26 protein-coding genes are annotated in these 26,487 nt (G+C 70.6%); 14 read left to right on the top strand and 12 right to left on the bottom strand.

The window, feature by feature from the left end; all coding sequences use genetic code 11:
• Positions 1–308: 308 nt before the first annotated feature.
• Positions 309–1,160 (top strand): DUF559 domain-containing protein, encoded by an 852-nt coding sequence (locus CT688_RS02000; protein ID WP_159077971.1) that lies wholly within the window; start codon positions 309–311, stop codon positions 1,158–1,160.
• Positions 1,161–1,421: 261 nt separating this feature from the next.
• On the opposite strand, the gene CT688_RS01995 is transcribed toward CT688_RS02000, so the two are convergent.
• Positions 1,422–2,684 (bottom strand): aspartate kinase, encoded by a 1,263-nt coding sequence (locus tag CT688_RS01995; protein WP_107755550.1) that lies wholly within the window; start codon positions 2,682–2,684, stop codon positions 1,422–1,424.
• 71 nt (positions 2,685–2,755) lie between these two features.
• Between CT688_RS01995 and CT688_RS01990 the strand changes: the two genes are divergently transcribed.
• The 5 genes from CT688_RS01990 (at position 2,756) to CT688_RS01970 (ending at position 8,740) form a co-directional block, all read left to right on the top strand.
• Entirely contained in the window at positions 2,756–3,682 is a 927-nt protein-coding gene (locus CT688_RS01990; RefSeq protein WP_107755549.1) for a DMT family transporter, read from the top strand.
• A 167-nt stretch (positions 3,683–3,849) separates the two neighbouring features.
• Positions 3,850–4,617 (top strand): trypsin-like serine protease, encoded by a 768-nt coding sequence (locus CT688_RS01985; RefSeq protein ID WP_107755548.1) that lies wholly within the window; start codon positions 3,850–3,852, stop codon positions 4,615–4,617.
• A gap of 73 nt (positions 4,618–4,690) precedes the next feature.
• Positions 4,691–5,128 carry a GNAT family N-acetyltransferase gene (locus tag CT688_RS01980; RefSeq protein WP_107755547.1) on the top strand — a complete coding sequence of 146 codons (438 nt, stop codon included), beginning with the start codon at positions 4,691–4,693 and terminating at the stop codon, positions 5,126–5,128.
• 174 nt (positions 5,129–5,302) lie between these two features.
• Positions 5,303–7,165, top strand: a complete 1,863-nt coding sequence (leuA, locus tag CT688_RS01975; protein ID WP_107755546.1) for a 2-isopropylmalate synthase — start codon at positions 5,303–5,305, stop codon at positions 7,163–7,165.
• A 474-nt stretch (positions 7,166–7,639) separates the two neighbouring features.
• Positions 7,640–8,740 (top strand): peptidoglycan recognition family protein, encoded by a 1,101-nt coding sequence (locus tag CT688_RS01970; RefSeq protein ID WP_107755545.1) that lies wholly within the window; start codon positions 7,640–7,642, stop codon positions 8,738–8,740.
• Positions 8,741–8,918: 178 nt separating this feature from the next.
• On the opposite strand, the gene CT688_RS01965 is transcribed toward CT688_RS01970, so the two are convergent.
• The 3 genes from CT688_RS01965 to CT688_RS01955 all read right to left on the bottom strand — a co-directional run bounded on the left by CT688_RS01965 (position 8,919) and on the right by CT688_RS01955 (position 11,807).
• A complete protein-coding gene (locus CT688_RS01965; RefSeq protein WP_107755544.1) occupies positions 8,919–9,350 on the bottom strand; it encodes a phage holin family protein in 432 nt (143 codons plus the stop codon).
• 6 nt (positions 9,351–9,356) lie between these two features.
• Positions 9,357–10,718, bottom strand: a complete 1,362-nt coding sequence (locus CT688_RS01960; RefSeq protein ID WP_107755543.1) for an aspartate aminotransferase family protein — start codon at positions 10,716–10,718, stop codon at positions 9,357–9,359.
• 147 nt (positions 10,719–10,865) lie between these two features.
• A complete protein-coding gene (locus CT688_RS01955; protein WP_107755542.1) occupies positions 10,866–11,807 on the bottom strand; it encodes an exonuclease domain-containing protein in 942 nt (313 codons plus the stop codon).
• A 149-nt stretch (positions 11,808–11,956) separates the two neighbouring features.
• On the opposite strand from CT688_RS01955, the gene CT688_RS01950 reads away from it, so the two are divergent.
• Genes CT688_RS01950 through CT688_RS01940 form a run of 3 tightly spaced genes read left to right on the top strand, consistent with a single transcriptional unit; the run spans position 11,957 to position 15,171 of the window.
• Positions 11,957–13,027 carry a serine hydrolase gene (locus CT688_RS01950; protein ID WP_107755541.1) on the top strand — a complete coding sequence of 357 codons (1,071 nt, stop codon included), beginning with the start codon at positions 11,957–11,959 and terminating at the stop codon, positions 13,025–13,027.
• Between the two features lie 27 nt (positions 13,028–13,054).
• On the top strand, positions 13,055–14,347 hold the full coding sequence (locus CT688_RS01945; RefSeq protein WP_107755540.1) for a MurT ligase domain-containing protein: 1,293 nt from the start codon (positions 13,055–13,057) through the stop codon (positions 14,345–14,347).
• Entirely contained in the window at positions 14,344–15,171 is an 828-nt protein-coding gene (locus CT688_RS01940) for a type 1 glutamine amidotransferase (RefSeq protein WP_107755539.1), read from the top strand. Before CT688_RS01945 ends, CT688_RS01940 begins: the two co-directional genes overlap by 4 nt.
• A gap of 320 nt (positions 15,172–15,491) precedes the next feature.
• On the opposite strand, the gene CT688_RS01935 is transcribed toward CT688_RS01940, so the two are convergent.
• The 4 genes from CT688_RS01935 to CT688_RS01920 all read right to left on the bottom strand — a co-directional run bounded on the left by CT688_RS01935 (position 15,492) and on the right by CT688_RS01920 (position 18,631).
• Positions 15,492–16,298 (bottom strand): SRPBCC domain-containing protein, encoded by an 807-nt coding sequence (locus CT688_RS01935; RefSeq protein WP_107755538.1) that lies wholly within the window; start codon positions 16,296–16,298, stop codon positions 15,492–15,494.
• Complete coding sequence (locus tag CT688_RS01930; RefSeq protein WP_107755537.1) at positions 16,291–17,019, bottom strand: helix-turn-helix domain-containing protein; 729 nt, start codon at positions 17,017–17,019, stop codon at positions 16,291–16,293. Before CT688_RS01930 ends, CT688_RS01935 begins: the two co-directional genes overlap by 8 nt.
• 80 nt (positions 17,020–17,099) lie before the next feature.
• On the bottom strand, positions 17,100–17,411 hold the full coding sequence (locus CT688_RS01925) for a helix-turn-helix transcriptional regulator (RefSeq protein WP_107755536.1): 312 nt from the start codon (positions 17,409–17,411) through the stop codon (positions 17,100–17,102).
• Between the two features lie 197 nt (positions 17,412–17,608).
• Positions 17,609–18,631 (bottom strand): VOC family protein, encoded by a 1,023-nt coding sequence (locus CT688_RS01920; protein ID WP_107755535.1) that lies wholly within the window; start codon positions 18,629–18,631, stop codon positions 17,609–17,611.
• Positions 18,632–18,855: 224 nt separating this feature from the next.
• Between CT688_RS01920 and CT688_RS01915 the strand changes: the two genes are divergently transcribed.
• From CT688_RS01915 to CT688_RS01895, 5 genes are all read left to right on the top strand, one after another.
• Complete coding sequence (locus CT688_RS01915) at positions 18,856–19,734, top strand: acetaldehyde dehydrogenase (acetylating) (protein ID WP_107755534.1); 879 nt, start codon at positions 18,856–18,858, stop codon at positions 19,732–19,734.
• Positions 19,731–20,780 carry a 4-hydroxy-2-oxovalerate aldolase gene (gene dmpG / locus CT688_RS01910; protein WP_255412662.1) on the top strand — a complete coding sequence of 350 codons (1,050 nt, stop codon included), beginning with the start codon at positions 19,731–19,733 and terminating at the stop codon, positions 20,778–20,780. The genes CT688_RS01915 and dmpG overlap by 4 nt, the downstream gene beginning before the upstream one ends.
• A 70-nt stretch (positions 20,781–20,850) precedes the next feature.
• Complete coding sequence (locus CT688_RS01905) at positions 20,851–22,311, top strand: aldehyde dehydrogenase (protein WP_107755533.1); 1,461 nt, start codon at positions 20,851–20,853, stop codon at positions 22,309–22,311.
• Entirely contained in the window at positions 22,308–23,078 is a 771-nt protein-coding gene (locus CT688_RS01900) for an SDR family NAD(P)-dependent oxidoreductase (RefSeq protein ID WP_255412661.1), read from the top strand. Before CT688_RS01905 ends, CT688_RS01900 begins: the two co-directional genes overlap by 4 nt.
• Positions 23,078–23,503, top strand: coding sequence for a tautomerase family protein (locus tag CT688_RS01895; RefSeq protein ID WP_159077970.1), 426 nt, complete (start codon positions 23,078–23,080; stop codon positions 23,501–23,503). Before CT688_RS01900 ends, CT688_RS01895 begins: the two co-directional genes overlap by 1 nt.
• Positions 23,504–23,641: 138 nt before the next feature.
• Here the strand turns inward: CT688_RS01895 and CT688_RS01890 are convergent, their stop codons facing one another.
• The 4 genes from CT688_RS01890 to CT688_RS01875 all read right to left on the bottom strand — a co-directional run bounded on the left by CT688_RS01890 (position 23,642) and on the right by CT688_RS01875 (position 26,417).
• Entirely contained in the window at positions 23,642–23,866 is a 225-nt protein-coding gene (locus tag CT688_RS01890) for a tautomerase family protein (protein ID WP_107755531.1), read from the bottom strand.
• A gap of 45 nt (positions 23,867–23,911) precedes the next feature.
• Positions 23,912–24,712 (bottom strand): 2-keto-4-pentenoate hydratase, encoded by an 801-nt coding sequence (locus CT688_RS01885; RefSeq protein WP_107755530.1) that lies wholly within the window; start codon positions 24,710–24,712, stop codon positions 23,912–23,914.
• The gene (locus CT688_RS01880) at positions 24,712–25,509 is read right to left on the bottom strand and encodes a 2-keto-4-pentenoate hydratase (protein ID WP_107755529.1); all 798 of its coding nucleotides are present in this window, start codon (positions 25,507–25,509) and stop codon (positions 24,712–24,714) included. Before CT688_RS01880 ends, CT688_RS01885 begins: the two co-directional genes overlap by 1 nt.
• Positions 25,510–25,595: 86 nt before the next feature.
• Entirely contained in the window at positions 25,596–26,417 is an 822-nt protein-coding gene (locus tag CT688_RS01875) for an IclR family transcriptional regulator (RefSeq protein ID WP_107755528.1), read from the bottom strand.
• Positions 26,418–26,487 lie beyond the last annotated feature (70 nt).

Here is a 26,487-nt window from a genome sequence, read left to right as displayed (position 1 = left end):
CCGCCCGCGCTCCGTTCCGCCGCCCACCGAGGCGGGCCGTCACTCCGGTACGTCTTGCCAAGAGTTCACCTGGGCGGATGCTGACGGGAGTGACGGCTGAAGGCAGGGCCTGCACGGTCGACCGCGGCGGACCCCTGCGGGACGGCGCCTCACTCCCGATCGGGCGGGACGGCGCCTCGCTCCCGATCGGGCGGCGTCGCCGATCTGCATGCCCGCATTTCCACACCCCCTCGGGGCCATCCACAGGGAGGCCCCCGAAGACCGAGGAGTCTGGTCCGGCCGGCTCGTCGTGGTCAAGGCTCGTCCCCGTGCCCACCACTCCCGAGCCCCTCGGCTTCCAGGATCTCGTCCGGTTGCGCGGTCGACGCCGGGCGACGGCCGGACGACGGGCACCACACCGTGGCGTCTGGGTCCCGCACGGCTCGAGGGACACCGTCGCACTACGCCTCGAAGCGCTGACGGTCGTCCGCCCCGATGCCGTGGCGACCGGATGGACGGCAGCGTTGTTCCACGGCCACCCGTGGCCGCCGCGGGACCCTCCCCTCGAGGTGGCAACCGGCGATCGACGCATCCGACGTCCGGGAGTGCTGTCGCGGCAGTTCGCGATCCCGGATGGACAGCACGAGGAGTTCATCGGGCCGCACGGCCATCCGATCCGGGTGGCGACCTTCGACCGCGCCCTGTTCGACCTCGCGCGCTACCTGCCGCGAGACGACGCGGTCGCCGCACTGGACGGAGCCGGCCGCCTGGGAGTGGACGCGCGGGCTGCGGTGCCCACCCAGGCCGAGCTCAACCGGGGCGTATCCCGCCGGGGTACCGCACTCCGGCACGCTGCGCTGTGCGCGCCCCTCGCCGAGTCGCCGATGGAGACCCGGCTGCGAATGTTCGCGAGGGACATCGGGCTCGACCGGCTGGTGGTGCAGTACCGGGTGCCGGGGACGCCCTATCGTCTGGATCTCGCCGACCCAGAACGCCGGATCGCTCTCGAGTACGACGGCGAGCACCACGGATACTCCGACCAGCACACCCGGGACGTCGAGAGACGGAACCGGCTGACAGCGCGGGGATGGATGGTCATCGTGGTGACCAAGCGACAGCTCTGGCGAACGCCCGACGAACTCGCGGCCCAGCTTCTGCGGGCGTTCGCGGAGCGGAGCTGAGTTGCGGCTCCCCGGGGAGTGAGGGTCGCCGGTGGGATGCGCCCCTGGAGCGAGCCGAGCGGGGCCTCCCTGGCGCGAGCCGAGCGGGGCCCTCCCTCGCGCGAGCCGTCACTCCGGTCAGCGTTTGCCCAGCAATGCGGGCAGGGATGCGTACCGGAGTGACGGCTCAGAAGGAGGGGCGCGGCGCACCGGGCGGCGCACCGGGCGCCGGGCGGGAAGCGCGCCGGGCGGGAAGCGCGCCGTGCGCTCGAGGGGCTCGGGTCAGCGGCCGGTGCCGGCGTAGACCTGGGCCTCCTCCTCGCCGCCCAGCTCGAACGCGGCGTGCAGGGCGCGGACGCTCTCGGGGAGCTCGTCCTCGCGGACCAGCGCCGAGATGCGGATCTCCGAGGTGGAGATGAGCTCGATGTTGACCCCGGCCTCGGACAGCGACTCGCAGAACGTCGCGGTGACGCCCGGATGCGACTTCATGCCGGCGCCGACCAGGGAGACCTTGCCGACGTTGTCGTCGTAGAGCACCTGGTCGATCCCGAGGTCGTCCTTGGCCTGTGACAGGACCTCGGTGGCCCGGGCACCCACCTCTCGCGGGCAGGTGAAGGTGATGTCGGTCTTGCCCTCCGCCTTGGAGACGTTCTGCAGGACCATGTCGATGTTGATCTCGGCGTCGGCCACCACGCGGAAGATCTTGGCGGCGTACCCCGGCTGGTCGGGGATCCCGACGACCGTGATCTTGGCCTCCGAGGCGTCGTGAGCGACTCCGGTCAGGACTGCGTCTTCCACGGGGATGTCCTCCACTTTTCCGGCCACGAGCGTGCCCGGGTTGGTCGAATACGACGAGCGCACGCGCAGGGGCACGTGGTACCGGCGGGCGAACTCGACGCTCCGCAGGTTGAGGATCTTCGAGCCGACGGCCGCCATCTCGAGCATCTCCTCGTACGAGATGGAGTCGAGCTTGCGGGCGTCGGAGACGATCCGGGGGTCGGCGGTGTAGATGCCGTCGACGTCCGAGTAGATCTCGCAGACGTCGGCGCCGAGAGCCGAGGCCATGGCGACCGCGGTGGTGTCGGATCCGCCCCGGCCGAGGGTCGTGACGTCGCGGGTCTCGCGGGACACGCCCTGGAAGCCGGCGACCAGAGCGATCTTGCCCTGGTCGAGGGCGTCACGGACCCGCCCCGGGGTGATGTCGATGATCCGGCTGTCGCCGTGCTTGGTGGTGGTGATGATCCCGGCCTGGGAGCCGGTGAACGAGTACGCCTCCATCCCGAACGAGCTGATGGCCATGGCCAGCAGCGCGTTCGAGATCCTCTCGCCCGAGGTCAGCAGCATGTCCATCTCGCGCTGCGGTGGTGCGGGGCAGACCTGGTCGGCCAGGTCCAGCAGCTCGTCGGTCGTGTCCCCCATCGCGGAGGCGACGACGACGACGTCGTTGCCCGCCTTCTTGGTCTCGACGATCCGTTCGGCCACCCGACGGATACGTTCTGCGGACTCCACGGAGGAGCCGCCGTACTTCTGCACTACGAGTGCCACGCGGTCACACCCTTCCGGTGTTGATCGGCTTAACGCAGCCCTACTTTACGGGAGGTGTTTACTCATCATCGATGACAGAAACCTGGTTGGCCGTCCTCCTGGCCCTCGCCGCCGCCCTCAGTCAGGCCTTCGGCACCGTGATGCGGCACCGCACCAAGGGTCGCGCCGGCGGTCGGCTCGAGGGGCGGTTCGGCGTCCTGGCCAGCAGGTACTGGTGGTCCGGGATGGCGATCAGCCTGGCCGGGTTCGCCTTCCAGGGCGCGGCGCTGGCGTTCGGTTCGCTCATCCTCGTGCAGACGATCACAGTCCTCTCATTGACCTTCGCGCTGCCTCTCGGGGCCTGGGTCACCGGCCGCCGAGTCACCAAGACCGAACTGTTCTGGGGACATGTCCTGGCGGGATGCGTGGTCGTCCTGGTGATCTACGGGCGTCCCATGGGCGGCGACGACCACCCGCCCTGGTACGTGTGGGCACTGGCGTGCGCGGGGGGACTGGTGGCGATCGCCGTGTTGCTTCGACTGTCGCGCAATCGCCGACGCAACGGCAACCGGGCGCTCCTGCTGGGAGTGGCCGGCGGTCTGGCGTTCGCTTATGTCGCGCTGCTCACCAAGGGCGTCGCCGACCGGTGGTACTCGGGCGGGCTGGTCGAGGTCTTCACCGCGGGCGAGGTGTACGGGCTGGTGGTGGCGGCGGTGATCGCGCTGACGCTTCAGCAGATGTCGTTCTCGGCGGGGGCGGTGCACCAGGCGGTACCCGCCTCGACCGTCACCACACCCGTCGTCGCGCTGGGGCTGGGGGTGGTGGTGCTGGGCGAGTGGTTCACCGTCGACGGCGCCGAACTCGCGATCCTCGCCGCGACCCTGGTGTTGATGGTGGTGGCCACCGTGCGGCTGGCCAACAAGGAGGTCGATCTCGAGCCGCAGGCCGACCCGGGCGGCGCGGGCGCGGTCAGTCCAGCGGTAACACGGCCGCAGCCGCCCGCGATTCCAGAGCCATGAGGACCCACCCCGAGCGCCAGCGCACGTCGATCTCATCGCTTAGGCTGAGCCTCATGCGTCCCACCCGCCCCAGTGGCACCTTGAGTAACAGCTGTGCCGAGAGGGCCGGCGGCAGCCCCGGGCAGGCCGCCACGTCCCGGCGCCCCTCTCCCAGAACACCCCGACTCGTGGCGACGGCGCTCGCCTCCGCCGCCGCGATCCTCACCCCTCTCGTCGTCACCGCCCCCACCGCCGGGGCGGTGGTCAACGGCGCACCCTCCGGACCCGCCCCGTGGGCCGTGCAGATCACGACGTTCAGCGGCATCCCCGGAACTCCCTGCTCCGGAGTGGTCGTGGCCCCGTACTGGGTGGCCACGGCGAGGCACTGCGGCCCCGCCGACCCGACCGCGTACACCCTGGGGTTCGGCAACCAGGCGACCGTGCCGGGCGGGTTCGCCGAGACCGCCTCGCTCGCCAGCCCGCCGATCGTCGGGGCGTTCGGCTCCCTCGACTCCGGCAGCCTCGGGCGACACACCCCCGTCGCCGCCTACCACGCCCCCGCCGGTGACGTCATGCTGCTCAAGCTCGCACATCCGGCGCCGTCGCCGTCGGTCAAGCGCGCGGGAAGGGATCCCGTACCCGGCGACGTGCTGCGGTTCCACGGCTTCGGCGAGACCACTCCCCGCGGCCAGCGGTCGGCTGAGCTCCGGACCGGCCTCACCCGCCTCGAGCGGATGGAGCCGCGAGCGGGATCCTGGATCGGACGGTCCCACACCACCCAGGGCGGCTACGGGTTGGGGGACTCCGGGGGGCCCGTGTTCCACGGTGACCTCCTGGTGGGCATCCACTCCGGCTCCGACCACGCACGCCGCCAGCCCAACGGGACCAATCCGGCCTGGTACGAGTCGATCCCGTTCCAGAACGGGTGGATCAACTGGATGATCGCCAACCGATGACCACGACGGTCCGGTCACACCCGGCCCCCACGCTCCCGCGCCGGACCTCCCGCGTTTTTGTCACACTGAGCTAATGACCTCGCCGGAGCAGCCGGAGCTCGTGATCCGCCGCGCCTCACGCGGCGATCTCGACCTGGTCCTGTCCGTCGACGACCTGTTCCGCTACCCACCCACCGCGGAGTGGACCCGGGACTTCCTCGACAACGGGTCCAACCTCCTGCTGCTGGCGTTCCACGACGACGTCCCCGTGGGGACGCTGGTGGCGGTGGAGACCGGCTACATGGGCGCCAGCCCCGACCTGTTCGTCTACGGCATCCGGGTCAGCGAGTCACTGCGGGGCCGCGGGATCGCCCACCGCCTGGTCGACAAGGCCCGCGACATCGCCGAGGAGGCCGGTTGCCGCAGGCTCTGGGGTTCGATGCAGAACGACCGGGACCTGAGCGCGGACTCCCCCCTTACCCCGCCCGAGGCGACGACGGGAACCACGACCTTCGTCATCCCGATACCGTGATGAACTCCGATTCCGTGCCCCTCACCGGATCGGTGTATGGTGACCCCCATGCAGCGCGTGCTCCTTCTTGGGTGCCGCGGCGGGGCCCGCTGAGGCGGACCGGCTCCCCGTCGCGGGATCTCGTCGCGCCGGTCCGATCCCCACAGATCGATTCCACGGAAGTAGAGCCCCGCAATGAATCCCGCTGACGCATTCGTCTCGTCGTCGTCGACCATCACTCCCCCCTCGAAGCCCGGACGCCCCGACCAACCGTCGTGGAACCGACAGAAGGGCTCCTCGATGCCGGTCCACCGGTACCGGCCCTTCGCCGAGGAGGTCGAGGACGTCTCGCTCCCCGACCGCACGTGGCCGGACAAGGTCATCACCCACGCGCCCCAGTGGTGCGCCGTGGACCTGCGGGACGGCAACCAGGCTCTGATCGACCCCATGAGCCCGGCCCGCAAGCGTCGGATGTTCGAGCTGCTCGTCCGCATGGGCTACAAGGAGATCGAGGTCGGGTTCCCGTCGGCCTCGCAGACGGACTACGACTTCGTCCGCGAGATCATCGAGGACGACGCGATCCCGGAGGACGTCACCATCCAGGTGCTGGTGCAGTGCCGCGAGGACCTGATCCGCCGCACGTTCGAGGCGTGCGAGGGCGCGTCCAACGTGATCGTGCACTTCTACAACTCGACCTCGATCCTCCAGCGCAAGGTGGTGTTCCGTAAGGACCGCGAGGCGATCAAGAAGATCGCCACCGACGCCGCGGAGCTGGTCACCACCATCGCGAAGGACTACCCGGACACCACCTGGCGCTGGGAGTACTCCCCCGAGTCGTTCACCGGGACCGAGCTCGCGTTCTCCAAGGAGATCTGCGACGCCGTCACCGAGGTCGTGGGGGCCACGCCGGAGAACCCGATCATCCTCAACCTGCCGGCGACCGTCGAGATGGCCACGCCCAACGTGTACGCAGACCAGATCGAGTGGATGCACCGCAACCTCGCGCACCGCGACGCCACCATCCTCTCGCTGCACCCGCACAACGACCGCGGCACCGGCGTCGCGGCCGCCGAGCTGGGCTTCCAGGCCGGCGCCGACCGCATCGAGGGCTGCCTGTTCGGCAACGGCGAGCGCACCGGCAACGTCTGCCTGGTGACGCTGGGCATGAACCTGCTCACCCGCGGCGTCGACCCGCAGATCAACTTCTCCGACATGGACGAGATCCGCCGGACCGTCGAGTACGCCAACCAGCTGCGCGTGCCCGAGCGTCACCCCTACGGCGGCGACCTGGTGTTCACCGCCTTCTCGGGCTCGCACCAGGACGCGATCAACAAGGGCTTCGACGCCCTGCAGGCCGAGGCCGAGGCCCGCGGCGAGGACATCACCGACATCACGTGGGAGGTCCCGTACCTGCCCGTGGACCCCAAGGACGAGGGCCGCACGTACGAGGCCGTGATCCGCGTGAACTCGCAGTCCGGCAAGGGCGGCGTGGCCTACATCATGAAGAGCGACTACGGCCTGCAGCTGCCACGACGCCTCCAGATGGAGTTCTCCGCGCTGGTGCAGAGCGTCACCGATTCCGAGGGCGGCGAGGTCACGCCCAAGCAGATGTGGGACATCTTCACGCTGGAGTACCTGGACCGCATCTCGCCCATGGAGCGGATGTCCCAACATCTGGAGCCGGCCGAGACCGACGACGGCGAGGACTCCATCGACGCCGTGGTCAAGTGGCGGGGCGAGGTCAGGGAGCTGACCGGGTCCGGCAACGGCCCACTGGCGGCGTTCGTCGCCGCGCTCAACGAGATGTTCGACGACGAGGTGCGCATCCTCGATTACTCCGAGCACGCGATGACCGCCGGGGACGACGCCACCGCGGCCGCCTACGTCGAGGTGCAGTTCGGCAATCGGGTGTTCTGGGGTGTCGGCCGGGCCGGGTCGATCACCACGGCGTCGCTGCGCGCGGTGGTCTCGGCGGTCAACCGGGCGTACGCCGACGAGGCCGTCGACCCCGAGGACACCGTGGGCAGCATCGAGGGCGCCCGCACCTGGGCTCCCTGACCGCCCCGGCGCCCGCACGCCGGGCGGTGACCGCCCCGGCGCCCGCACGCCGGGCCCCGACCCGAAGAGCGTTCCGCATACATCGCCCGCGAGGCACCTGTGCGGAACGCTCTTCTCGTCGGGCCGAACAGCCGGGGGCGACGGCCAGCGCGGGCTGGGCGGGCGTCGTGGTACCGCGAGCCGAGAGGCGCGCGGGCGGGGGCAAGTCGTTCGCGGGGGCGAGTCATGCGGAGGCGGGGGCGAGTCGTGCGGAGGCGGGGGCGGGCCGTGCGGAGGCGGGGGCGGGTTGTGCGCGAGGGCCCGCCGTGTGTCACCCGGAGCGCCCAGAATTCGCCTCTTGAATCACAGTGGCCACATGTATCACTGCGGTAACGTTTATCTCGATTTGGTTACGCCGAGCGCGTAATGTGTCCGGCGATAGCGCCGATATGCCAGGCGTCACTTTTCTGCAGTTCGAGTCTGGAGTGCCCCCTTATGCCCGTTTCACGCCGTGGGTTCCTCGCCGCAGCGTCAGTCGGCGTCGGCGTCGCTGTCGCCTCCTCCGTTCGTGGCCCCCTCGCCGGGGCCAATCCGTTCGACACCGGTTCCCTCGGCATGGCGCAGGATCTGCTCCAGTCGGTCCCGACCGGCAGTGGAATGATCCAGCCGAACGGCCCGCTCGGTTACGTCGGGGTGACGTTCCCGAGCGCCGAGGAGATCGCGGGCCGCATCCGCTTCGCCTTCCCCGACGGCTCCGTGGGTGACTGGCTCCCGCTCGAGGCGATGGATTCCGCCCCGGACAGCGGCAGCACGCCCGCCTCCGATCTCATCGCGGCGCCGGAGGGGTCCGTGGGCTACGAGGTGGACGCACCCGCGGGCGCCCGTGCGACGGCGTTCGACGACGGACGTGGCGCACCGCGCAACTACAGCCTCGGCAGCGTCGGCACGCTGGGACTGCCGATCATCCCGCGGGCCGCCTGGGGCGCCGGTGACGTCTCGGGGAACCGGTGGGCACCGCAGTTCTTCCCGGCGCAGGCGATCACGATTCACCACACGGCCTCGCCCGTCGGACCGGACCGCGCGGCCAGCGTCCGCGCGATCTACAACTACCACGCCAACACCCTGGGCTGGGGCGACGTGGGATACCACCTGCTCATCGACCCGGAGGGCCGGATCTACCAGGGCCGCGGCGGAACCGTGGGCGGGACCCCGGTCTTCCAGGTGCCCCCTGTCGCCGGCATCGCTCCCCCGGTGGTCACCGCCGGCCACACCGGTGGCGTCAACAACGGCAACATCGGCGTCTGCCTCCTGGGTGACTTCACCGGTGCGCCGCCGACCGCCGCTGCCGTCGGCGCGACCATCGACTGCGTTCGTGCGCTGTGTTCGGCCACCGGCATCAATCCGCGCGGCGGGATCACCTACCGCAACCCGCAGGGCGGGGCCACGCGCAACATGCCGGCCGTCTCGGGCCACCGCGACTGGGGCGGGACCGCCTGCCCGGGCAATTCGTTCTACCCGCAGATGCAGTTCATCCGAGACGTCGCCGCACGCAACTGGGTCCCGAGCGCCGTCTCCTCGGCGGCCTTCGGCTCCTGAGTTCGGTCTGACCGGCCCGCTTCACCCATCGAGAAGAGCGTTCCGACCCCCCACTCGCGGGATGGGTTCGGAACGCTCTTCTCGTTGCACGAGGCCGTCGGGGCATCCCGGGGCGACGACGGTGGCCTCCTCGGCAGCCACACGCGGACGCCCCACGACAGGCGCGGGCGCGCGTGGGTCAGGCGCGGGCGCGCGTGGGCACCACCATGCCGAGCACCCAGTTGACCAGGCCGATCACGATCGCCCCGAAGAACGCCGCCCAGAATCCGCTCACCTGGTATTCGGCGCCGAACAGCTGGAACGTCGTGGTGACCCAGCTGGTGAGCATGAGCATCAGCGCGTTGATCACCAGCAGGAACAGCCCCAGGGTGAGGATGGTCAGCGGCAGCGACAGCAACTGCACGACGGGCTTGACCACCGCGTTGATCAGCGTGAACACCACGGCCACGATGAGCAGCGCCGCGATGGTCGGCACGCTCACCTCGTTGTCGACGGCGCCGGCGTCGATCCCGGCGTCCCCCGCGGTCTCGTACAGGGAGATCCCCGGCACGATCAGAGTCGCCACCCACAGGGCGACGGCGTTGACTATCAGTCCCAGTACCAGTGCCATGCGCGGTCAGCTCCCCACGTAGGAATCGGCCACATCGAGTGCGCGGTCGAACACGTCGAGCCCCGCGTTCGCCTCGTCGGCCGTGATGATGCAGGGCGGCACGATGTGGAATCGGTTGTAGTTCATGAACAACAGCACGCCGTCAGACTTCGCGGCGGCGAAGGTCCTTGCCATGGCCTCCGATGTCCCACCGTAGGGGGCCAGGGGCTCACGTGTCTCGCGGTCGGCCACCATCTCCACGGCCCAGAACACGCCCAGGCCGCGGACCTCGCCGATCGAGGGGTGCTTCCGTGCGAGCTCGCGCAGGCGCGGGCCGATCACGTCCTCGCCGATCATGCGGGCGTTCTCGACGATCTTCTCGTCCCGCATCAGGTTGATCGTGGCCACCACGGAGGCGCAGGCCAGCGGGTGCCCGGCGTAGGTGAGGCCCCCGGTGTACGGGGTGGTCTCGAAGGAGGCGGCGATCCGGTCGTGCAGGATCACCCCGCCCAGGGGGACGTAGCCGGAGTTGGAGCCCTTGGCGAAGGTGATGAGATCGGGCGCCCAGTCGTCGTCGCCGGACCGGAAGTTGTCCAGGGCCAGCCAGGCGCCGGTGCGGCCGAAGCCGGACATGACCTCGTCGCAGATCATCACGATCCCGTACTTGTCGCAGATCTCGCGGACGCCGCGCAGGTAGTCGGCCGGCGGCACCATGATGCCGACCGTGCCGGGCACCGACTCGATGATCAGGGCGGCGAAGTGGTCCGGGCCCTCGAGTCCGATGAGCGAGTCGAGGTGCTCGAGCGCGCGATCGCATTCCTGCTTGGAGTTCTCCGCGTAGAACTGCGACCGGTACAGGTAGGGGGCGTGGAAGTGCACGGCGCCGGTGTTGCCGTGGTCGTTGGCCCAGCGGCGGGTGTCGCCGGTGAGGTTCATCGAGGTGGTGGTGGCACCGTGGTAGCTGCGGAACGCCGAGAGGGTCTTGTGCCTCCCGGTGTGGCGGCGGGCCATGCGGATGGCGTGCTCGACGGCCTCGGTGCCGGCGTTGGTGAAGAACACGCGGTTCATCCCGGCGGGCGCGACCTCGGAGACCAGACGGGCGGCCTCGGCGCGGGCGGCGTTGGCGTGCGCGGGGTTGATGGTGCACAGTTCGGCGGCCTGGTCCTGGATCGCTTTGATCACCACGGGGTGCTGGTGGCCGATATTGGTGTTGACCAGCTGGGAGGTGAAGTCGAGCAGGCGGTTGCCGTCGCCGTCGATCAGGTGGCAGCCCTCGGCGGCGGTGACGACCATCGGGTCGCTGGCGCCCCAGGCGGACCACGGGGTCAGGACGTGGGCCCGCTCCTTCTCGTAGACCTCGCGGGCGGCGGCGTTCTGGGGTGCGGGCACGGGACGGTACTCCTGTTGTCGACGACGTGGGCCGCAGACCATCATGTCAGTTCGGTGGCGCCGGTCCGGACCGCCGCCCCACGATGCGGAACGCGGGGTCTGGACACGGGTACCGCGTGCGTCGGCGGGCGCGTGAGGAGGCGCCCGTCAGAAGAGCGCCTCCTGCGCGCTGTCCACCGCCTGGGCACCCGCGACGGGCCGCCCGGGCGCCACGTCGGCGAGCATCTCGGAGAACCGGGCGAACGGGACCAGTTCGAGCCCCTTCTTGCGGGCGAAGGCGGCGCGGCCCCGGACCGCGCCGGGCGCGTCGCACACGGCCAGCGAGGTGCGGGAGGAGATGCGGTCGGCCAGGTAGAGACCTGCGTCGACGACGAGGCCGGCGATCTCCTCCGGGTCGCGGTCGACGTCCTGGGTGAAGACCACCTCCATCCCCTGCACCAGCCCGCCGCCTCGCTTCAGCCGTCCGGCCGGCCGCCAGAGCCTGGGCGCGGCCAGGGCCTCGGCCCACACGCGGGAGACGAGGAAGCCCGTCTCCGGATCCGCCACCATCCCGTCGAGGCGCCGCACCGTCGGCTGCACGGCCTTGGCCGCGGCGACCTGCAGCATCCCCGCGAACACCCCGGCCAGCACCAGCGCGTCGTCATGGGCGTCGTGCGCGGCCCGCTGCTCCACGCCGAAGTGCGCGGCGAGCGTGACCAGCTTGAGGTCGGCGGTGGACAGATGGAGCCGGCCCGCGAAGTCCAGCGTGCACAGGAACTGCTCCAACGGCGGCTCGAGTCCGGCCCGCCGCGCCTCCGAGGCCAGGAAGGACGCGTCGAACGTGGCGTTGTGGGCCACCACCGTCCGGCCGTCGAGCACCCGCGCCAGGTCCGCGGCCACGTCGGCGTAGCGCGGTTTGCCCGCGAGCAGGGCCGGGGTGAGGCCGTGCACGTGGACCGGCCCCGGGTCGACACCCGGGTTCAGCAGAGTCACGAACTCCTCGAGCACCTCGCCGTCGTCGTCGATCACCACCGCCGCCACCGACAGCACCCGGTCGACGGACGGTCTCATCCCGGACGTCTCGACGTCCACCACCACCCACCCGCTCATGTCCCCCCGTCCCCGGTCTCGTCGGGCCGCCCGTGTCGGCCGGTGTCCGCCTATCGTGGCAGACCACCCCGACATCTCCGACGGCTACTGTCGACTCCGTCAATTCGGCGCACCGGCCACCACCGGTCCGGTCAGAATCAGGAGAGCCCGTGGCGCGGTACCGGTCGGACACTCCCGCGGCCCGTCTGCGGGACGCCCCGGTGCGGGCGCGACGGCGCTCACGGCGCCTGCTCCGGCTGGCCGCGGGCGGCTACGGGGCTTTGTGTCTGGCGGCGGTGCTGGGTGTGGCGGTGACCGCGCCCGGGGCCGATCTGGCGAACCCGGACACGGCGTCGGCCAGCACCCGTCCCGCCTCGGCCCAGCCCTCGGCCTCCGTGCCCGACGGCCGGGTCGAGGACCCCGCCCACCGCGTGCGTCCGCTCCCGTCCGGCTGGCGCGAGGTGGGCCCGCTGCTGTCCGGGGCCGTCGCCGAGGCGGAGCAGGCGGGCCACGAGTTGGCGGCGTGCGTCCTGGCGATCGACGCCCCGGACGAGCGCGTGGTGTGCTCGGGCGAGGACGACCCCCGCTACGCCGCCTCGGTGATGAAGGTGGCCTTCGCGGTGGCGGCGCTCGAGGCCTGGGACGCCGACCCCACCGCCCAGACCCCCTACGGCACCCTCGGGGACCTGCTGGAGGCGGCCATCCCGGTCTCGGACAACGACGCCGCCAACCTGCTCTACGACCTCTCCGTCGACGGCCCCTCGGCGCCCGACACCGACGACCCGAACGAAGCGATCAACGAGGTGGCCGACCGGGTGGGCCTGGCGGACGAGTTCCACACCGGTGGGGCCTTCCGAGGGGAGTGGACCGGCGACTGGAGCCGGGTCAGCGCGCGCGGCAGCGTGGGGTACCTGACCGAGTTGGTGCGGGCCGCCGACGGGCGCGCGTCCGCAGGTGAGGCCCTGACCTCGCCCGCGGTCGCGCGGACCGTGCTCGGACTGCTGAGCGACCAGGAAAGACTGTGGAAGCTGCCCGCCCACCTGCCCGAGGGGTCCACTGCCAACAAGACCGGCGAGACCGACACCGAGTCCCACGACATCGCCGTGGTCAACACCACCTCCGGCCGGTACGCGATCGCCGTGATCGCCACCGCGACCGGCCCCGACGACACGCCGGACGAGGTGATCGCCGATCTGGGGCGGGACGTGGCCCGGGCACTCGGCGGTGCGGTGCGATTCTGAGCGGGCACCGCTGCCTAGACTCGTCGCATGACCTCCCGCGCGCACTCCGCACTGACACCCCGTGGCCGCGCAGCCGTGGCCGTCGCACGCCTGGCCACCTGGGCCTCCCGGGTGTCCGGCCGAGGGTCGGGCGGGATGATCGGCGGTCTGGTGGCGCTCAAGCTGGATCCCGGACTGATGTCCCAGCTCGCCGCGGGGCGGCGGTCCGTGCTGGTCACCGGGACCAACGGCAAGTCGACGACGACGAGGATGGTCGCCTCCGCGCTGTCGACGGTCGCCCCGGTGGCCTCCAACGCCAACGGCGACAACATGGACGCCGGGATCGTCTCCGCGCTCGGCGCCGACCGCGAGGCCCCGCTGGCCGCGATCGAGGTCGACGAACTGCACACGCCGGCCGTCGCGGAGAACACCCGGCCCGAGGCGATCGTCCTGCTCAATCTGAGCCGTGACCAGCTTGACCGGGTGGGCGAGATCAACTCGATCGAGCGGCGGTTGCGGGCCGGGGTGGCGGCGCAGCCACAGGCCACGGTGGTGGCGAACTGCGACGACGTGATGATCACCTCCGTCGCCTTCGACAACCCGTCGGTGGTGTGGGTGGCGGCCGGCAACGCGTGGGCGGGTGACTCGGTGAGCTGCCCGCGCACCGGCGAGCCGATCACGCGCACCGTGGACGAGACGGGCGCCGTCCGCTGGCAGGCCAGGGGCACACTGCCCGACGGGCGACAGTTCGCGCGGCCAGAACCCGACTGGTGGGTCACCGAGGACGCGATCCACGGGCCCGATGGCTTCACCGCGCCGATGCGGCTGGCCATCCCCGGCCGCGCCAACCGCGGCAACGCCGCCCAGGCGGTGGCCGCGGCCGTGGCGATGGGCGCCGACCCCACCGCGGCGGTGCGGGCGGTGGAGCGGGTCGACGACGTGGCGGGCCGCTACTCGACCGTGGACGTGGATGGCCGCTCGGCGCACCTGCTGCTGGCCAAGAACCCGGCCGGCTGGCAGGAGGCGCTCGGGATGATCGACACCTCCGCCGACGGCCTGGTGATCGCGGTCAACGGCCAGGTGGCGGACGGCGTGGATCTGTCGTGGCTGTGGGACGTGCGCTTCGAGAGCTTCGAGGGCGTGTCCGTGTACGCCGCCGGCGAGCGCGCCGCGGACCTGTCCGTGCGCCTGAGCTACGCCGGCGTCGACCACCGCCTGGAGTCCGACCCGCTGGCCGCGATCAGGCGGTGCCCACCCGGCCGGGTCGAGGTGCTGGCCAACTACACCGCGTTCCGCGACCTGGGGCGCGCGATCGCCGCCCGGAAGGAGCAGCAGCGATGACCGGACACCACGAGGATGCGCGCACGGCTGCCGGGGCCTCCGCCTCACCCCTCGACACCGTCTCCCCCGCGTCCCCGCGGCCCACCGAGTCGACCGTGCGCATCGGCCTGGTGCTCCCGGACGTCATGGGCACCTACGGTGACGACGGCAACTCCCTCATCCTGCGCCAACGGCTGAGGTGGCGCGGGTACGACGCCGAGATCGTCCGCATCACCCTGGACGACGCCGTCCCCGACTCGTGTGACATCTACACGGTCGGCGGAGGGGAGGACACCGCGCAGAAGCTCGCCTCCCGGCACCTGTCCGGTTCGCCCGGCGTGCAGCGGGCGGTCGCGCGGGGGGTGCCGGTGCTGGCGATCTGCGCCGGGATGCAGGTCTTCGGCGAGTGGTTCGTGGTCGCCGACGGCTCTCGCGCCCCCGGCCTGGGCCTGCTCGACGTGACCACCTCGCCGCAGGCCAGGCGGTCGATCGGCGAGCTGGTGGTGGAGCCGCAGCTCACTGGGCTCACCAGCACCCTGACGGGCTTCGAGAACCACATGGGCGCCACGGTGCTGGGGCCGAATGCCGCACCGCTCGGACGGGCGACGTCCGGTGTGGGCAACGGCGTCCCCGCTGACGATCCCGCGCGGACCGGCGGGCGGATCGAGGGCGTCGTCCAGGGCTCGATGATCGCGACCTACATGCACGGCCCGGTGCTCGCCCGGAATCCCGAGCTGGCAGACCTGCTGCTGTGCCGGGCGCTCGGAGTGGACTCGCTGCCGCCGGTCGAGGTGCCTGCCGTGGAGCAGTTGCGCCGCGAGCGCCTGGCCGCCGCCCGCCGCTGAGGCCTGTCAGCGGAGTCGCGGGGCGCCCCCGGGCCGCGGCCCGCAGTGGCCGGTCGCAGGCGCCGCGGCCCGCGGTTGCCAACCGCCGGCGCCGCGGCCCCCGGCCGCCACGCCGTTGCATCGCCCCCGCCGACGCCTCGCCCCGCCGACGCCTCGGATTTGGTCGTTCTCACTGCGACGTTTCGCCCTCTGAGCCGCACTGACGACGACCAAACTGGGGAATTCCGCGGGCCGGCGGGCGCCGCGGGCCGGCGGGCGCCGCGGGCCGGCGGGTGCCGCGGGCCGGCAGGAGCGGCAGAATCGGCGGGAGCGGCGGGTTCCTAGTCCGCGGGCGGTCCGGGCTCCTGCGGCGAACCGCCCTCGCCCGGCTCCGTCGGGTCGGCAGACGGCGGGAACAGCGAGTCGGTCCAGCGCTGCCACCCGGCGGTGAGCGCGTCGCGGTCGAGCCCCTCGCCGTAGTAGTAGTGGGTGACGGTCACCATGCCCCACGCGCCGTCGCCGCTGAAGAAGTGGACCCCCCGGTCGCTGCGGATCCCGAGATTCCCCGGTTCGGCCACCACCACTACGCCGTCGATCGGCTCGAGCCCCTCGGGTGTCAGGTGCACGGTGTCGCCGACCGCCAGCTGCCGATCGATGCCCAGCGCGTCGTTGAACAGCGACCAGATGCCGTCCTTGTCGAGGTCGCTGAACGCGATGATCGACACGGTGGCCGGCGGCAGACCGCGGAAATGGTCGAAGTAGCGTCGGAGGTTCGACAGGAAGCCGTCCCAGCCCCGGCTGTGGTACTCGGCCTCCCAGTCCTCGCCGGTGATCCCGCTGTGGATGAGCCTCAGCACTGCTCCACCACCGTCGCGGCCCTCGACGAGGAATTCCACGACCTGCGGGTCCCCGTCCGCGGAGGACGCGTATCGCCGCCCGGGCTCCCATTCCCTGACCGTGGCCTCGGAGACGTTCCCGGAGCCGAAGTCGGACACCACGCGGGCTCCCACTCCCCCTTCCGGCGGGTCGAACCGGTGCGGTACGAACCAGCACGCCATGCCCTCACCCGTGGCCACGGCCTCCCACACCTCCTCCGGGGTGGCGTCGAGCTCGATGGACTTCTCGATCCGTTTGTGCTGGTCAGACATCGTTCTTCTCCTCTTGGTTCATTGCGGGACTGTCGGGCGAAGCGCTGTCGGGCGTGGAGCTGCGGGATGTGTGGCTGCTGGACGGGGTGGGGCGGCCGGGTGCGGAGTCGCCGGGTGCGGAGTCGCCCGCCGCGTCGCCGGTCCCGGGCGGGACGGCGTGCATCCCCAGGACGAGGCGGTGGCGGCGGCCCCCCTCGGCGGAGTCGTCGTGGTACTTGGACACGAGCCTGGTGACGGCGTCCGTGAGTTCGGCCGCGAACGCCGCACGGTCGGACGGGGAGGCGAAGCGAACCTCGCCGTCGAGCCCGAACGTGCCGACCTGTTTGCCGGCCCTGCGCGCGCCCACCACCAGCGCTCCCACCTCACGCACCATGCGTGAGGCCAGCGCGAGCAGCCATCGGGGCGACGCCTGGTCGGGTTCGGCGCCCACGGCGGGCTGGACCCGCCCCATCACCCCGGGGGAGACGACGAACGACGACGACGAGGCCCTGAGAATCCGTTCGGTGACGTTGCCCCGCCGCCGCTCCTCGACCAGTTCGACCAGCCCGTGCTTCTCGAGTTGCCGCAGGTGATAGTTGAGCTTCTGCCTCGGGACGCCGAGGCGAGCCGCGAGCGTGGTGGCGGACCCCGGTTCGGCGAGTTCGGCCAGCAGACGAGTACGCATGGGGGCCAGCGCGGCGGTGGCCGCCTCCGCGCTGTCGATCACTCCGATGTCCTGCACGCCCGGCCTCCTGTCACGAATCGCGCCGTGAATTGCGTCCAGACTCCTACCGACAAACAATTTTGTCAATAGGCACTCTCTCACGAGATCGAGGTCGATCGGCCGCCGCGGAAGGCGCTCGGACTGCAGCCGGTCCGCGACTTGAAGCTCCGACTGAACTGCGCGGTGTCGCGATAGCCGACCATGCGGGCCACCTCGCCGATCGGGAGGGAGGTCTCCCCCAGGAGCCTGCGAGCCTCGCCGATACGACAGTCCACCAGCCACGCCATCGGCGTCGTCCCGGCCTGAGCGAACACCTTCTGCACGTAGCGGACAGACATGAACAACGCGGCTGACGACGCCGCCACCGAGAGCGACGAGTCGGAGAGGTTCTCCCGCAGGTGCTGCTGCATCCGCTGACGATCTCGACGATGACGGTCCGGCGTCGTGGGCCTCGCGCTCGTCACGGCCGCGCCTCCTGGGAGCTCTCCTGTGATGACAGAACGTCCGGCCCGCCCTCGACAGGCGGGCCGGACGGGTCTCACTCTTCTCGGACGGCCCGCGGTGCCGGGCACGGCGGACCGGAAACCGGGGAGCCGGGGTCGTGTCCCTACGCGCCGGGGCCGGTCGCGGCGAACTTCTGCCGGTGCTCGGCCAGCGGCAGCGGACTGGGCGTGCCGTAGGTGAAGTAGGTCTCCCAGGGCAGCTTGGTGCCGCCGATGGCGAGACCCGTGTCGATGTCCGACATCTGCCATATCTTGGTCTCGAGATCCGGTTGCAGGTGCAGGTAACCGGGTTCGCCGAACAGCTCGACACGGTTGCCACCGGGTTCGAAGACGTAGAGGAACTGCCCCTGCGTGATGCCGTGGGTGTCGGGGCCGGCCTCGATCTCGACGTCGTACTCGCGGAACATCTCCGCGGCATCGATGTTGTGCTGGGCATTGCCGTAGAAGAACGCGATGTGGTGGAGACGGCCGCGGCCACCGGTCATGTCCCGCATGCAGGCGACCTCGTGCCCGAGGATGTTGGAGCTCATCCACGCCCCGATCTGGGTGTCGCCGTCGACGACGGACTCGGTGGTCCGGAAACCGAGATGGCGCTCGAAGGTATCGCGCACTCCGCCGACGTCCGAGGCCATCAGGTTGAGATGATCGAGTCGCTTGACGGGCATGCCCTGCAGTGGTTTGCGGGATTTGCGGGTGACGATCTTGCTGGACAGCTCCGGTGGGGCCTCATAGTTCTGGGCCTCCCACATGATGTGGATGTCGTGGCCGTCGGCCGATTTGAACGCGAAGGTCTTGCCGTACCCGAACTCGTGGCCGTCCGGAATCCAGTCGCACTGGTTGCCGTCGCGCCGCAGCGACTCCAGCCGACGCTCGAGGGCCTCGGGCGAGGTGGTCCGCAAGCCCAGGTGCCCCAGCCCCGGCTCCGGGGACTCGGTGATCTTGAGGCTCCACTGGTACGGATCCTCGTAGCCCCGAAGGTAAGTGGACTGACCCTCCCGACGGGTGACATACATCCCCAGGAGCGTGGTGAAGAAGTCCTCGGTCTCCTGCGGCTTCGGGCTGAGCAGCTCCACCCGCGCCAGGTGCGCGATCTCGTGTCGCAACGTGACCTCGTTGACTTCACTCATGTGTTCTTCCTCTCGAGTGGAGGGCGACCCGGTGGACGCCCTGAGTGACGGATGCCACAAGTGTCAGACCGCGCCTCGGGCTGGGCTCTCCCCTTTCGACAACGCGGGATTCGAGGCCCGCTCGGCCCGCCTCTTTTCGGCTCACCCGAATAGCGAGCGGTTGTCGAGCCCGCCGTCCCTAACGTCGTGGTTGACACCACACCCACCGACACGAGGAGGCAGACATGAGCCGTCTGACAGCAGCGATCGTGGGGTCCGGCAACATCGGTACCGACCTCATGTACAAACTGCTGAGGTCCGACTCGATCGATCCGGTCGCCATGATCGGCATCGACCCGACCAGCGAGGGCCTTGAGAGGGCTCGCGCAGAGGGCCTCGCGGCGTCGGCCGGTGGCGCCGACTGGTTGTTCGATCAGGACATGCGGCCGGACATCGTCTTCGAGGCCACCTCCGCGAGGGTGCACGCGTCCACCGCACCCCGATACGCCCGGGCCGGGATGGTGGCCGTCGACCTCACTCCCGCCTCCGTGGGTCCCTACGTGGTGCCGTCGGTGAACCTGGACGACCACCTCGACGCGCCCAACCTCAACATGGTCAGCTGCGCGGGCCAGGCCACCATCCCGATCCTTCACGCGATCAACTCGGTGGCAGACGTCTTCTACGGTGAGATCGTGGCCGCCATCTCCGCGAAGAGCGCAGGTCCCGGGACACGCCAGAACCTCAGCGAGTTCACCGAGAAGACCGGCACCGCCCTGGCGCAGGTCGCGGGCGCGGACAGCGCCAAGTGCATCTCGGTCATCAACCCTGCCGAGCCCCCGATGAACATGCGCGACACCATCTACGCCCGGGTGCGCGACGTCGACGCCGAGGCGATCGAGCGGGCGGTCGTCGAGCGGGTCGCCGAGGTGCAGAGGTACGTCCCGGGGTACGGACTGCACCTGGTCGACGTCGACGGCGACCTGGTCACCGTGATGGTGGAGGTCGAGGGAGCCGGCGACTATCTGCCCACCTACGCGGGCAATCTCGACATCATCACCGCGGCCGCGGCCCACGTCGCCGAGGTCATCGCGGACCGGAACCTCGTGAAGGGAGACGCCAAGTGACTGCACACAAGAGCATCACGCTCGTGGATACGACCCTCCGGGACGGCATGTCCAGCGTCTCCCACCAGTTCACGGCTCAGAACGTCGCGGACATCGCCCGAGGGCTGGACCGTGCAGGGGTGCGCACCATCGAGGTGGCACACGGCATCGGGATCGGCGCCTCGTCGATCCAGTACGGGCAGGCCGCGGAGACCGATCCGGACTACGTGCGGGCCGCGGTCGAGGCCGTAAAGAACGCGGACATCGCGGTTCTCTACGTACCGGGGATCGCCACGCTCGGTGACCTCGGGGCGGCCGTCTCCGCTGGAGCCACCACGGTCCGCGTCGCCGTGCACTGCACCGAGGCAGACTGCGCCCAGCAACCGGTCGAATGGGCCAAGGCGCAGGGCCTCACGGTGATGTGCTTCCTCATGATGAGCCACACACTCCAGCCCGCAGAACTCGCCGCCCAGGCCGCACTGCTCGACTCGTACGGTGCCGACGTGGTCTATGTGGTCGACTCGGCCGGGGCGATGGTCCCCCGGCAGGCCGGTGACAGGGTGGCGGCGCTGCGTGACCGGATCTCGACCGATGTCGGCTTCCACGCCCACAACAACCTCGGCGTGGGCGTGGCCAACGCCCTCACCGCCGCCGAACGCGGAGCGACGTTCATCGACGGCTCCCTCCGGGGACTGGGCGCGAGCGCCGGAAATGCGCAGACCGAGGTCCTGGCGGCGGCGTTCGAGCGGGCGGGCTGGCAGACGAACGTCGAGCTGTTCCCGCTCATCGACACCGCCGAGCACATCCTGGCCCCCCTGATGACACACCCACAGATCATCGACGAGACCGCCCTGGTGCTCGGTTACGCGGGGGTGTACTCGACCTTCTTTCATCCGACCAAGCGCGCCGCCAGGAAGTTCGGGGTGAGTACGCGCGACATCCTCATGGAGCTCGGACGCAGGGGCGTGATCGGCGGCCAAGAGGACATGATCATCGACGTGGCGTCCCAACTCGCGGGCCGCTCCTACACCGACCCGACGCGCGTCGCCGCGGCCGGTGGACACTGACCCATGCCGCCCCGCCTCGAGCCACACCGCGTGGCCCGAGCCCGAGCTGCTGATACCCGAGAGGCCTGAGATGACCACCATCAAGCACTTCATCGGCGGCCGGTGGACCGAGTCCGCCGACGGCCGGACGTTCGAGACCCGTGACCCGCACGACGGTAGCCTCCTTGCCGAGGTCGCCCGCGGCGCCGCCGCCGACGGGGAGGCCGCGGTCGCCGCAGCACGCCACGCGTTCGACGAGGGCCCGTGGCCCCGGATGACGCCCAAGGAGCGGGCCGTGATCCTCCACCGGCTGGCAGACATGGTCGACACGCACCGCGACGAGCTCGCCATGCTGGAGACCCGGGACGGCGGCAAAGCCATATCGCAGACCAGCCACGCAGACATCCCCCGGGTCGCCCTGAACCTCCGGTTCTTCGCCGACTACGTGGCGATGACAGGCACCGAGGCCTACCCGGACGGCGATCTGTTCTCCTACGTCCTCTATCCACCGGCGGGCGTGGTGTCGGCGATCAGCCCGTGGAACGCGCCGCTCATGCTCGCCACGTGGAAGATCGCTCCCGCGCTGGCCTTCGGCAACACCGTCGTGCTAAAGCCGGCCCCCCAGACGCCCCTCACCGCCCACCGGTTCGCCGAGCTCGCGGTGGAGGCTGGTCTGCCGGAGGGAGTGCTCAACGTGGTTCACGGCTTCGGCGGCGACGAGGTCGCCGGGCCGCTCACCTCGGATCCGCGCGTCGACCGCATCACGTTCACCGGTTCCAGTGCGACGGGTGTGAGAATTCTCCAGACCGCTGCAGTCAACCACACCCCTGTCTCCGCCGAGATGGGCGGCAAATCCGCGAACATCATCTTCGCCGACGCCGATCTAGACATCGCGGTACCCAAGGCGATACGGGCGATCTTCGTGGGTAACGGCCAGGTCTGCCTCTCTGGTACCCGACTGCTGGTCCAGAACTCGATCCGCGAGGAGTTCCTCGAGCGGTTCGTCACCGAGGCCGCCGCTCTCAAAGTGGGCGATCCCAAGGACCCCGAGACCTTTGTCGGGCCTCTCATCACAAGGGAGCACCTGGCCAAGGTCTCGGGCTACGTCGACCTGGCCCGCGAAGAAGGCGGTGAGGTGGTCCTGGGGGGCGCCCGGCTCACCACGGACGCGCACGCCTCGGGGCACTACTACCCGCCGACCATCATCACGGGCCTGACCAATCAGGACCGCGTAGCCCGCGAGGAGATCTTCGGCCCGGTCGAGACCGTCCTCGGCTTCGACACCGAGGCGGAGGCGCTGCGAATCGCCAATGACAGCCCCTACGGGCTGGCCGGGATGCTGTTCACCACCAACCTCGACCGCGCGCACCGCATGGCCGCCGGGTGGAAGGCGGGCACTGTGTGGATCAATACGTTCTTCGAACGAGACCTCCGCCTGCCGTTCGGCGGCGAGGGCAGCAGTGGCCTGGGTCGCGAGGGTGGTCAGTACTCGCGCGACTTCTTCACCGAACCCCGCGCGGTGACGATCCGCCTGAACCCGCAGCCCCGGTGACCGGCATCTGCGTGGTCGTGGGGGCCACCGGGGCGATGGGCGGCTCGGTCGTCCGCAGCCTCTCCGCCCGGGGGCGACGTGTGCTGGCGATCGCCCGCAGCGCCGACGCCCTCGACGCCCTGGTCGACGACCCGGCCCTCCCCGAGGGGAATGTGATCCCCTGTGTGGCCGACATCGGGGACGAGTCCTCCGTCTCCGCCATACGCGGGGCGCTGAGCACGGCCGGGGCGACCAGGGTGGACCTCGCGCTCATGGCGGCGGGGTTGCCCGTGGGTGGGTCCCTCGATGTGATCCCCACCGCGGATCTGGCACTCGCGGCCGGGTTCAAGACCGTCGCGACCCTCCACCTCCTGAAAGCGGTCGAGGACCTCCTCGCAGCCGGGTCGCGGTTCGTCGCGATCGCCGGGTCGCTCGGCCTCGAACCCGGCCCCGGAGACGCCGCGCCCGGCACGTCCAATGCGGCGTTGATCAACCTCATGCGACAGCTCTCCCTCCGCACGGGCGCCGACGGGGCCACGGTCCACACCCTGGCTCCCGGGCCCGTGGACACGCCCCGATTGCGGGCGTTCGCCGCCCGGGAGTCCGCGGAGACCGGGGTCCCCCGGTCCGAGATCTGGCAGCGCTACATCGACAAGACCTCGACGGGCCGGCTCCCCTCGCTCGACGAGATCGCATGGTTCGTCACCACCCTCCTCGCCCCGGAGGCGGGTGTGCTCCACGGCGCCGTGATCAGCCTCGACGGCGGAGTCCGGAGAAACCTGTTCTGATGCCCGTCGCACATGTCCACCTGGTCGCCGGGACCTACCCGGTCGAACGACTCGAGGACCTCCAGGCAGGGATCACTTCTCTGTACTGCGAGGTCCTGTCGTGTCCCGTCGATCGCGTGCGTGTGTTCGTGGTCGAGTACCCGGCCGGGAACGTGATGTCGGCCGGCCGGCCGGTCACCTCGCACGAGGACGGGGCTCCGTACTTCACCATGCGGCTCCTCTCGGGACGTCCCCCCGAACAGGCACGACGTCTCTTGGAGGGCGTCTCGAACCTGCTCGCCGAGGTTCTCGGATACGAACTCGCGACCGTGAGGGGCGAGCTGGTGGAGGTGGATCCCGCTCACTGGGCGATCGGCGGTCGGGTGGCGGCTGATGTCCGAGGTGCCGAGATCCGGGCGAGAAAGGACGGCGGGGCCCGACGATAGGGCGGAGAGCACGGGCCGGCGGGGGCACCGGCTCCCCGGCCCGACTATCTGCTCGTGAGACGGCCGGCCACAGTGGCCGACCGTCTCACGAGGTCTGTCCCCTCCGGCCCAGACGGCCCGCCCCGGCCGACTGGGATATCAGGGGCCCGAGCGATCCGGGGCGCCGCCCGAGACCGCGGTGCGCTCGGCGATCGTCACGTCGGCGGCCGCGAAGTGCGTCGGTGGCACCTCGCGCACGATCACCCGCACGCTCGTGGGAGGCGCGTCGATCGCGCGAACGGCGGCGGCGGTGAGTTCGTGGATGAGAGAGCGGATCGCCTCGGGAGCTCGTCCCTCGGTGATGGTGACGTCGATGATCGGCACGCGTGGACTCCTCTGCGGTGTCGGGGGGGATCAGGACCTCCGGTGTCACCCGGTTCTCGCCCCGCGGACGGTCACCAGCCCGAGATGGGTGAAGTGGGCCGAGATCGATCGCCCCGGGGTCAGCGGTACGGCGTCGGTCATCCCGCCGGTGAGGATCACCCACCCCGGCTCGATCGAGACGCCGCGCTCGGCGAGTGTGTTGGCGGCGAAGGCGAGCGCCTCGGCCGGGTGTCCATGGACCGCGGCCCCGGTCGCCGAGTCCACAACCTCTCCGTCCACCTCCAGGATGCACGCCTCGCGCCCGAGGTCGACCCCGTACGGGTCCAGCGACGTCGGGCCGGTGACGTACCTACCCGACGAGTTGTTGTCCGCGATCGCGTCCATCATGGTGAAGGAGTACCCGGAGAAGCGGGAGTCGATGATCTCCAGCGCCCCCACGACGCCGCGGACGGCCGCGAGCGCGGTGGCCGCGGTCTGACCGGGCCCGGTCAGGCGTTCCCCCATGACAAAGGCGATCTCGGGCTCGACACGCGGGTGGATCATCTGGTCGCACTCGATCGGCTCCCCCGGCGGGAGGTACATCGCGTCGGTGAGCCAGGCGGTCGACGGGGAGTCCACGTTGACCTGTCGTTGCTTGGCCTTGGAGGTCACTCCCAGTTTGACCCCGGTGAGCGTTTCCCCGCGCCCTGTGCGAATGCGGAGCGCGGTATCCTGCGCCGCGTAGGCGGCCGGCAGATCGAGCCCGTCCCATTGGGCCCTGATCGAGGTCAGCGGAGTGACGGAGGACTCGGCGTCGAGGCAGCGTCGAGCCACCACCGCAGGGGTCCAGTCGGTCCGGGTGGCCATCAGTCGTCTCCTCTGTTCTCGCGACCCATGATCGCTGTGGTGGTTCCGATTCCGCCGATGTCGGCGACTATCACGTCGCCGGGCGCGACATCGAACGCCGGGGTCATCGACCCCGGGAGCACGATGTGCCCCGGTTCCAGGGTGGTACCGAGCGGGCCGACGGTGTTGGCGAGCCAGACCAACGAATTGACCGGTGAGCCGAGGACGGCGCCGCCGGCGCCGGTCGCCACGAGTTCACCGTTGAGGTAGAGGTTGCACCCGGTCAGTCGCAGGTCCACCTCGTGGACCCCCACCGGGGTACTGCCGAGGATCACGCCGCCGGAGGAGGCGTTGTCCGAGACGGTGTCGAAGATCCCGATCCTCCAGTCCGAGACGCGGGAGTCGACGATCTCGAGAGCCGGCAGGATGAAGTCGATGGCTCGGACGGCGTCCGCTGTGGTGACTCCCGGTCCCCGGAGAGGCTCGCCCAGCACAAACGCGATCTCGGGTTCGATGCGGGGCTGGAGGAACGTCCCGTGCGGGATAGGGGCCTGCTCCTGGTGGATCATGCTCTGGGTCAGGTGACCGAAGTCCGGTTGGGCCACGCCCACCATGCGCTGCATCGCCCGCGACGACAAGCCCACTTTGTGACCCACCACGCGGTCACCGTCGGCGACCCATCGGTCGACCTGACGTCGCTGCACGCGGTACGCGACGTCCAGGCCGAGACCGGGATACCTCTCGGTCAGGGGCGGGACGGGTACCCCGCTTGCGTATGCGCCGAGTAGTTCGCCGGCGATCGTGTCGATCTGGTCCATGTTCTCCTCTGATCTGTCGGTGGAGCCGGGGGGCGGCCGTCCGCCGTCCGGGCGGGCGACCCTCCCCCGCGAGGTGGCCGGCCCGGTCACATAGCGGGGCGGATCTCCCGGACGTCGGGGGTGGACTGGTGAGACGTCGTCGGTCGCCCGGCCCTGGCCGAATCGCTCACGGTTCGGGTGATCTCCGCGGCCGCGGCGACCACCGCCTGGGTGATCTCCACGCGCCGGGCCGCATAGCGCTCTCTCGGCGCACTGGAGCTGATCGCCGCGATCACGACGCCCATGTCGTCCCGGATGGGCGCGGCGGTGCAGTGGATCGCGGCGACCGCCTCGCCGCGATCCGTCGCGAACCCCCGGCGGCGGATCTCGCCCAGTTCGGCGAGCAGCACCCCGGGGTCCGTGATGGTGGACGGGGTGCGGCGGGGCAGCGCCTGGCGTCGGAGGAACATCTCCACGTCGGCCTGGCCGCTGTGGGCCAGCAGGAGTTTGCCGACCCCGGTGCAGTGCAGGTCGAGCCTCGCTCCGATCCGGGCACCCTGCACGGTGACGTTGTGCGTCCCGAGGACCTTGTCCACATAGAGCACCTGCATGCGCTCCATCACCGCGAGATGGGAGGTCTCGCCGTGTCGCGCCACGAGCGTGTCGAGCACCGGGGCGGCGATGCTCCGCACGTCGAGCCGGCCCCGCAGGGCCTCCGAGAGCTCCACGACCCTCCAACCGATCCGGTACCGCCCTCGGACCCGGCACTGGAGCAGCCCGATGTCCACCAGACTCGAGAGCAGCGCGTGTGTGCTCGACCGGGGGATGTCCAGGGCCTCGGACACCTCGCTCACACCCCACTCGGGCGAGTCGACGGTGAAAAGGTCGAGAATGGGCCCGAGTTTGCGCACGGTCGACAGAGAGCTCATCAGCAGTCCACCTCCTTCTGAATCGATGCCTTCCACGAGTGGCGTGCTGGACCCGACCTGCCGAGCCACA

Origin of the sequence: Dietzia sp. JS16-p6b (genome assembly GCF_003052165.1) — a bacterium.
Classification (GTDB): Bacteria; Actinomycetota; Actinomycetes; order Mycobacteriales; family Mycobacteriaceae; genus Dietzia.
This window is presented reverse-complemented; position numbering and strand designations above follow the sequence as displayed.

What these genes read in the sequence shown, in the direction of transcription:
- CT688_RS01880 (WP_107755529.1), bottom strand. Translation starts at nt 25,509, where the DNA reads ATGGACCAGATCGACACGATCGCCGGCGAACTACTCGGCGCATACGCA.
- CT688_RS01945 (WP_107755540.1), top strand. Translation starts at nt 13,055, where the DNA reads ATGACCTCCCGCGCGCACTCCGCACTGACACCCCGTGGCCGCGCAGCC.
- CT688_RS01925 (WP_107755536.1), bottom strand. Translation starts at nt 17,411, where the DNA reads ATGCAGCAGCACCTGCGGGAGAACCTCTCCGACTCGTCGCTCTCGGTG.
- CT688_RS01895 (WP_159077970.1), top strand. Translation starts at nt 23,078, where the DNA reads ATGCCCGTCGCACATGTCCACCTGGTCGCCGGGACCTACCCGGTCGAA.
- leuA (WP_107755546.1), top strand. Translation starts at nt 5,303, where the DNA reads ATGAATCCCGCTGACGCATTCGTCTCGTCGTCGTCGACCATCACTCCC.
- CT688_RS01940 (WP_107755539.1), top strand. Translation starts at nt 14,344, where the DNA reads ATGACCGGACACCACGAGGATGCGCGCACGGCTGCCGGGGCCTCCGCC.
- CT688_RS01915 (WP_107755534.1), top strand. Translation starts at nt 18,856, where the DNA reads ATGAGCCGTCTGACAGCAGCGATCGTGGGGTCCGGCAACATCGGTACC.
- CT688_RS01980 (WP_107755547.1), top strand. Translation starts at nt 4,691, where the DNA reads ATGACCTCGCCGGAGCAGCCGGAGCTCGTGATCCGCCGCGCCTCACGC.
- CT688_RS01875 (WP_107755528.1), bottom strand. Translation starts at nt 26,417, where the DNA reads ATGAGCTCTCTGTCGACCGTGCGCAAACTCGGGCCCATTCTCGACCTT.
- CT688_RS01965 (WP_107755544.1), bottom strand. Translation starts at nt 9,350, where the DNA reads ATGGCACTGGTACTGGGACTGATAGTCAACGCCGTCGCCCTGTGGGTG.
- CT688_RS01990 (WP_107755549.1), top strand. Translation starts at nt 2,756, where the DNA reads ATGACAGAAACCTGGTTGGCCGTCCTCCTGGCCCTCGCCGCCGCCCTC.
- CT688_RS01970 (WP_107755545.1), top strand. Translation starts at nt 7,640, where the DNA reads ATGCCCGTTTCACGCCGTGGGTTCCTCGCCGCAGCGTCAGTCGGCGTC.
- CT688_RS01955 (WP_107755542.1), bottom strand. Translation starts at nt 11,807, where the DNA reads ATGAGCGGGTGGGTGGTGGTGGACGTCGAGACGTCCGGGATGAGACCG.
- CT688_RS01935 (WP_107755538.1), bottom strand. Translation starts at nt 16,298, where the DNA reads ATGTCTGACCAGCACAAACGGATCGAGAAGTCCATCGAGCTCGACGCC.
- CT688_RS01920 (WP_107755535.1), bottom strand. Translation starts at nt 18,631, where the DNA reads ATGAGTGAAGTCAACGAGGTCACGTTGCGACACGAGATCGCGCACCTG.
- CT688_RS01905 (WP_107755533.1), top strand. Translation starts at nt 20,851, where the DNA reads ATGACCACCATCAAGCACTTCATCGGCGGCCGGTGGACCGAGTCCGCC.
- CT688_RS01885 (WP_107755530.1), bottom strand. Translation starts at nt 24,712, where the DNA reads ATGGCCACCCGGACCGACTGGACCCCTGCGGTGGTGGCTCGACGCTGC.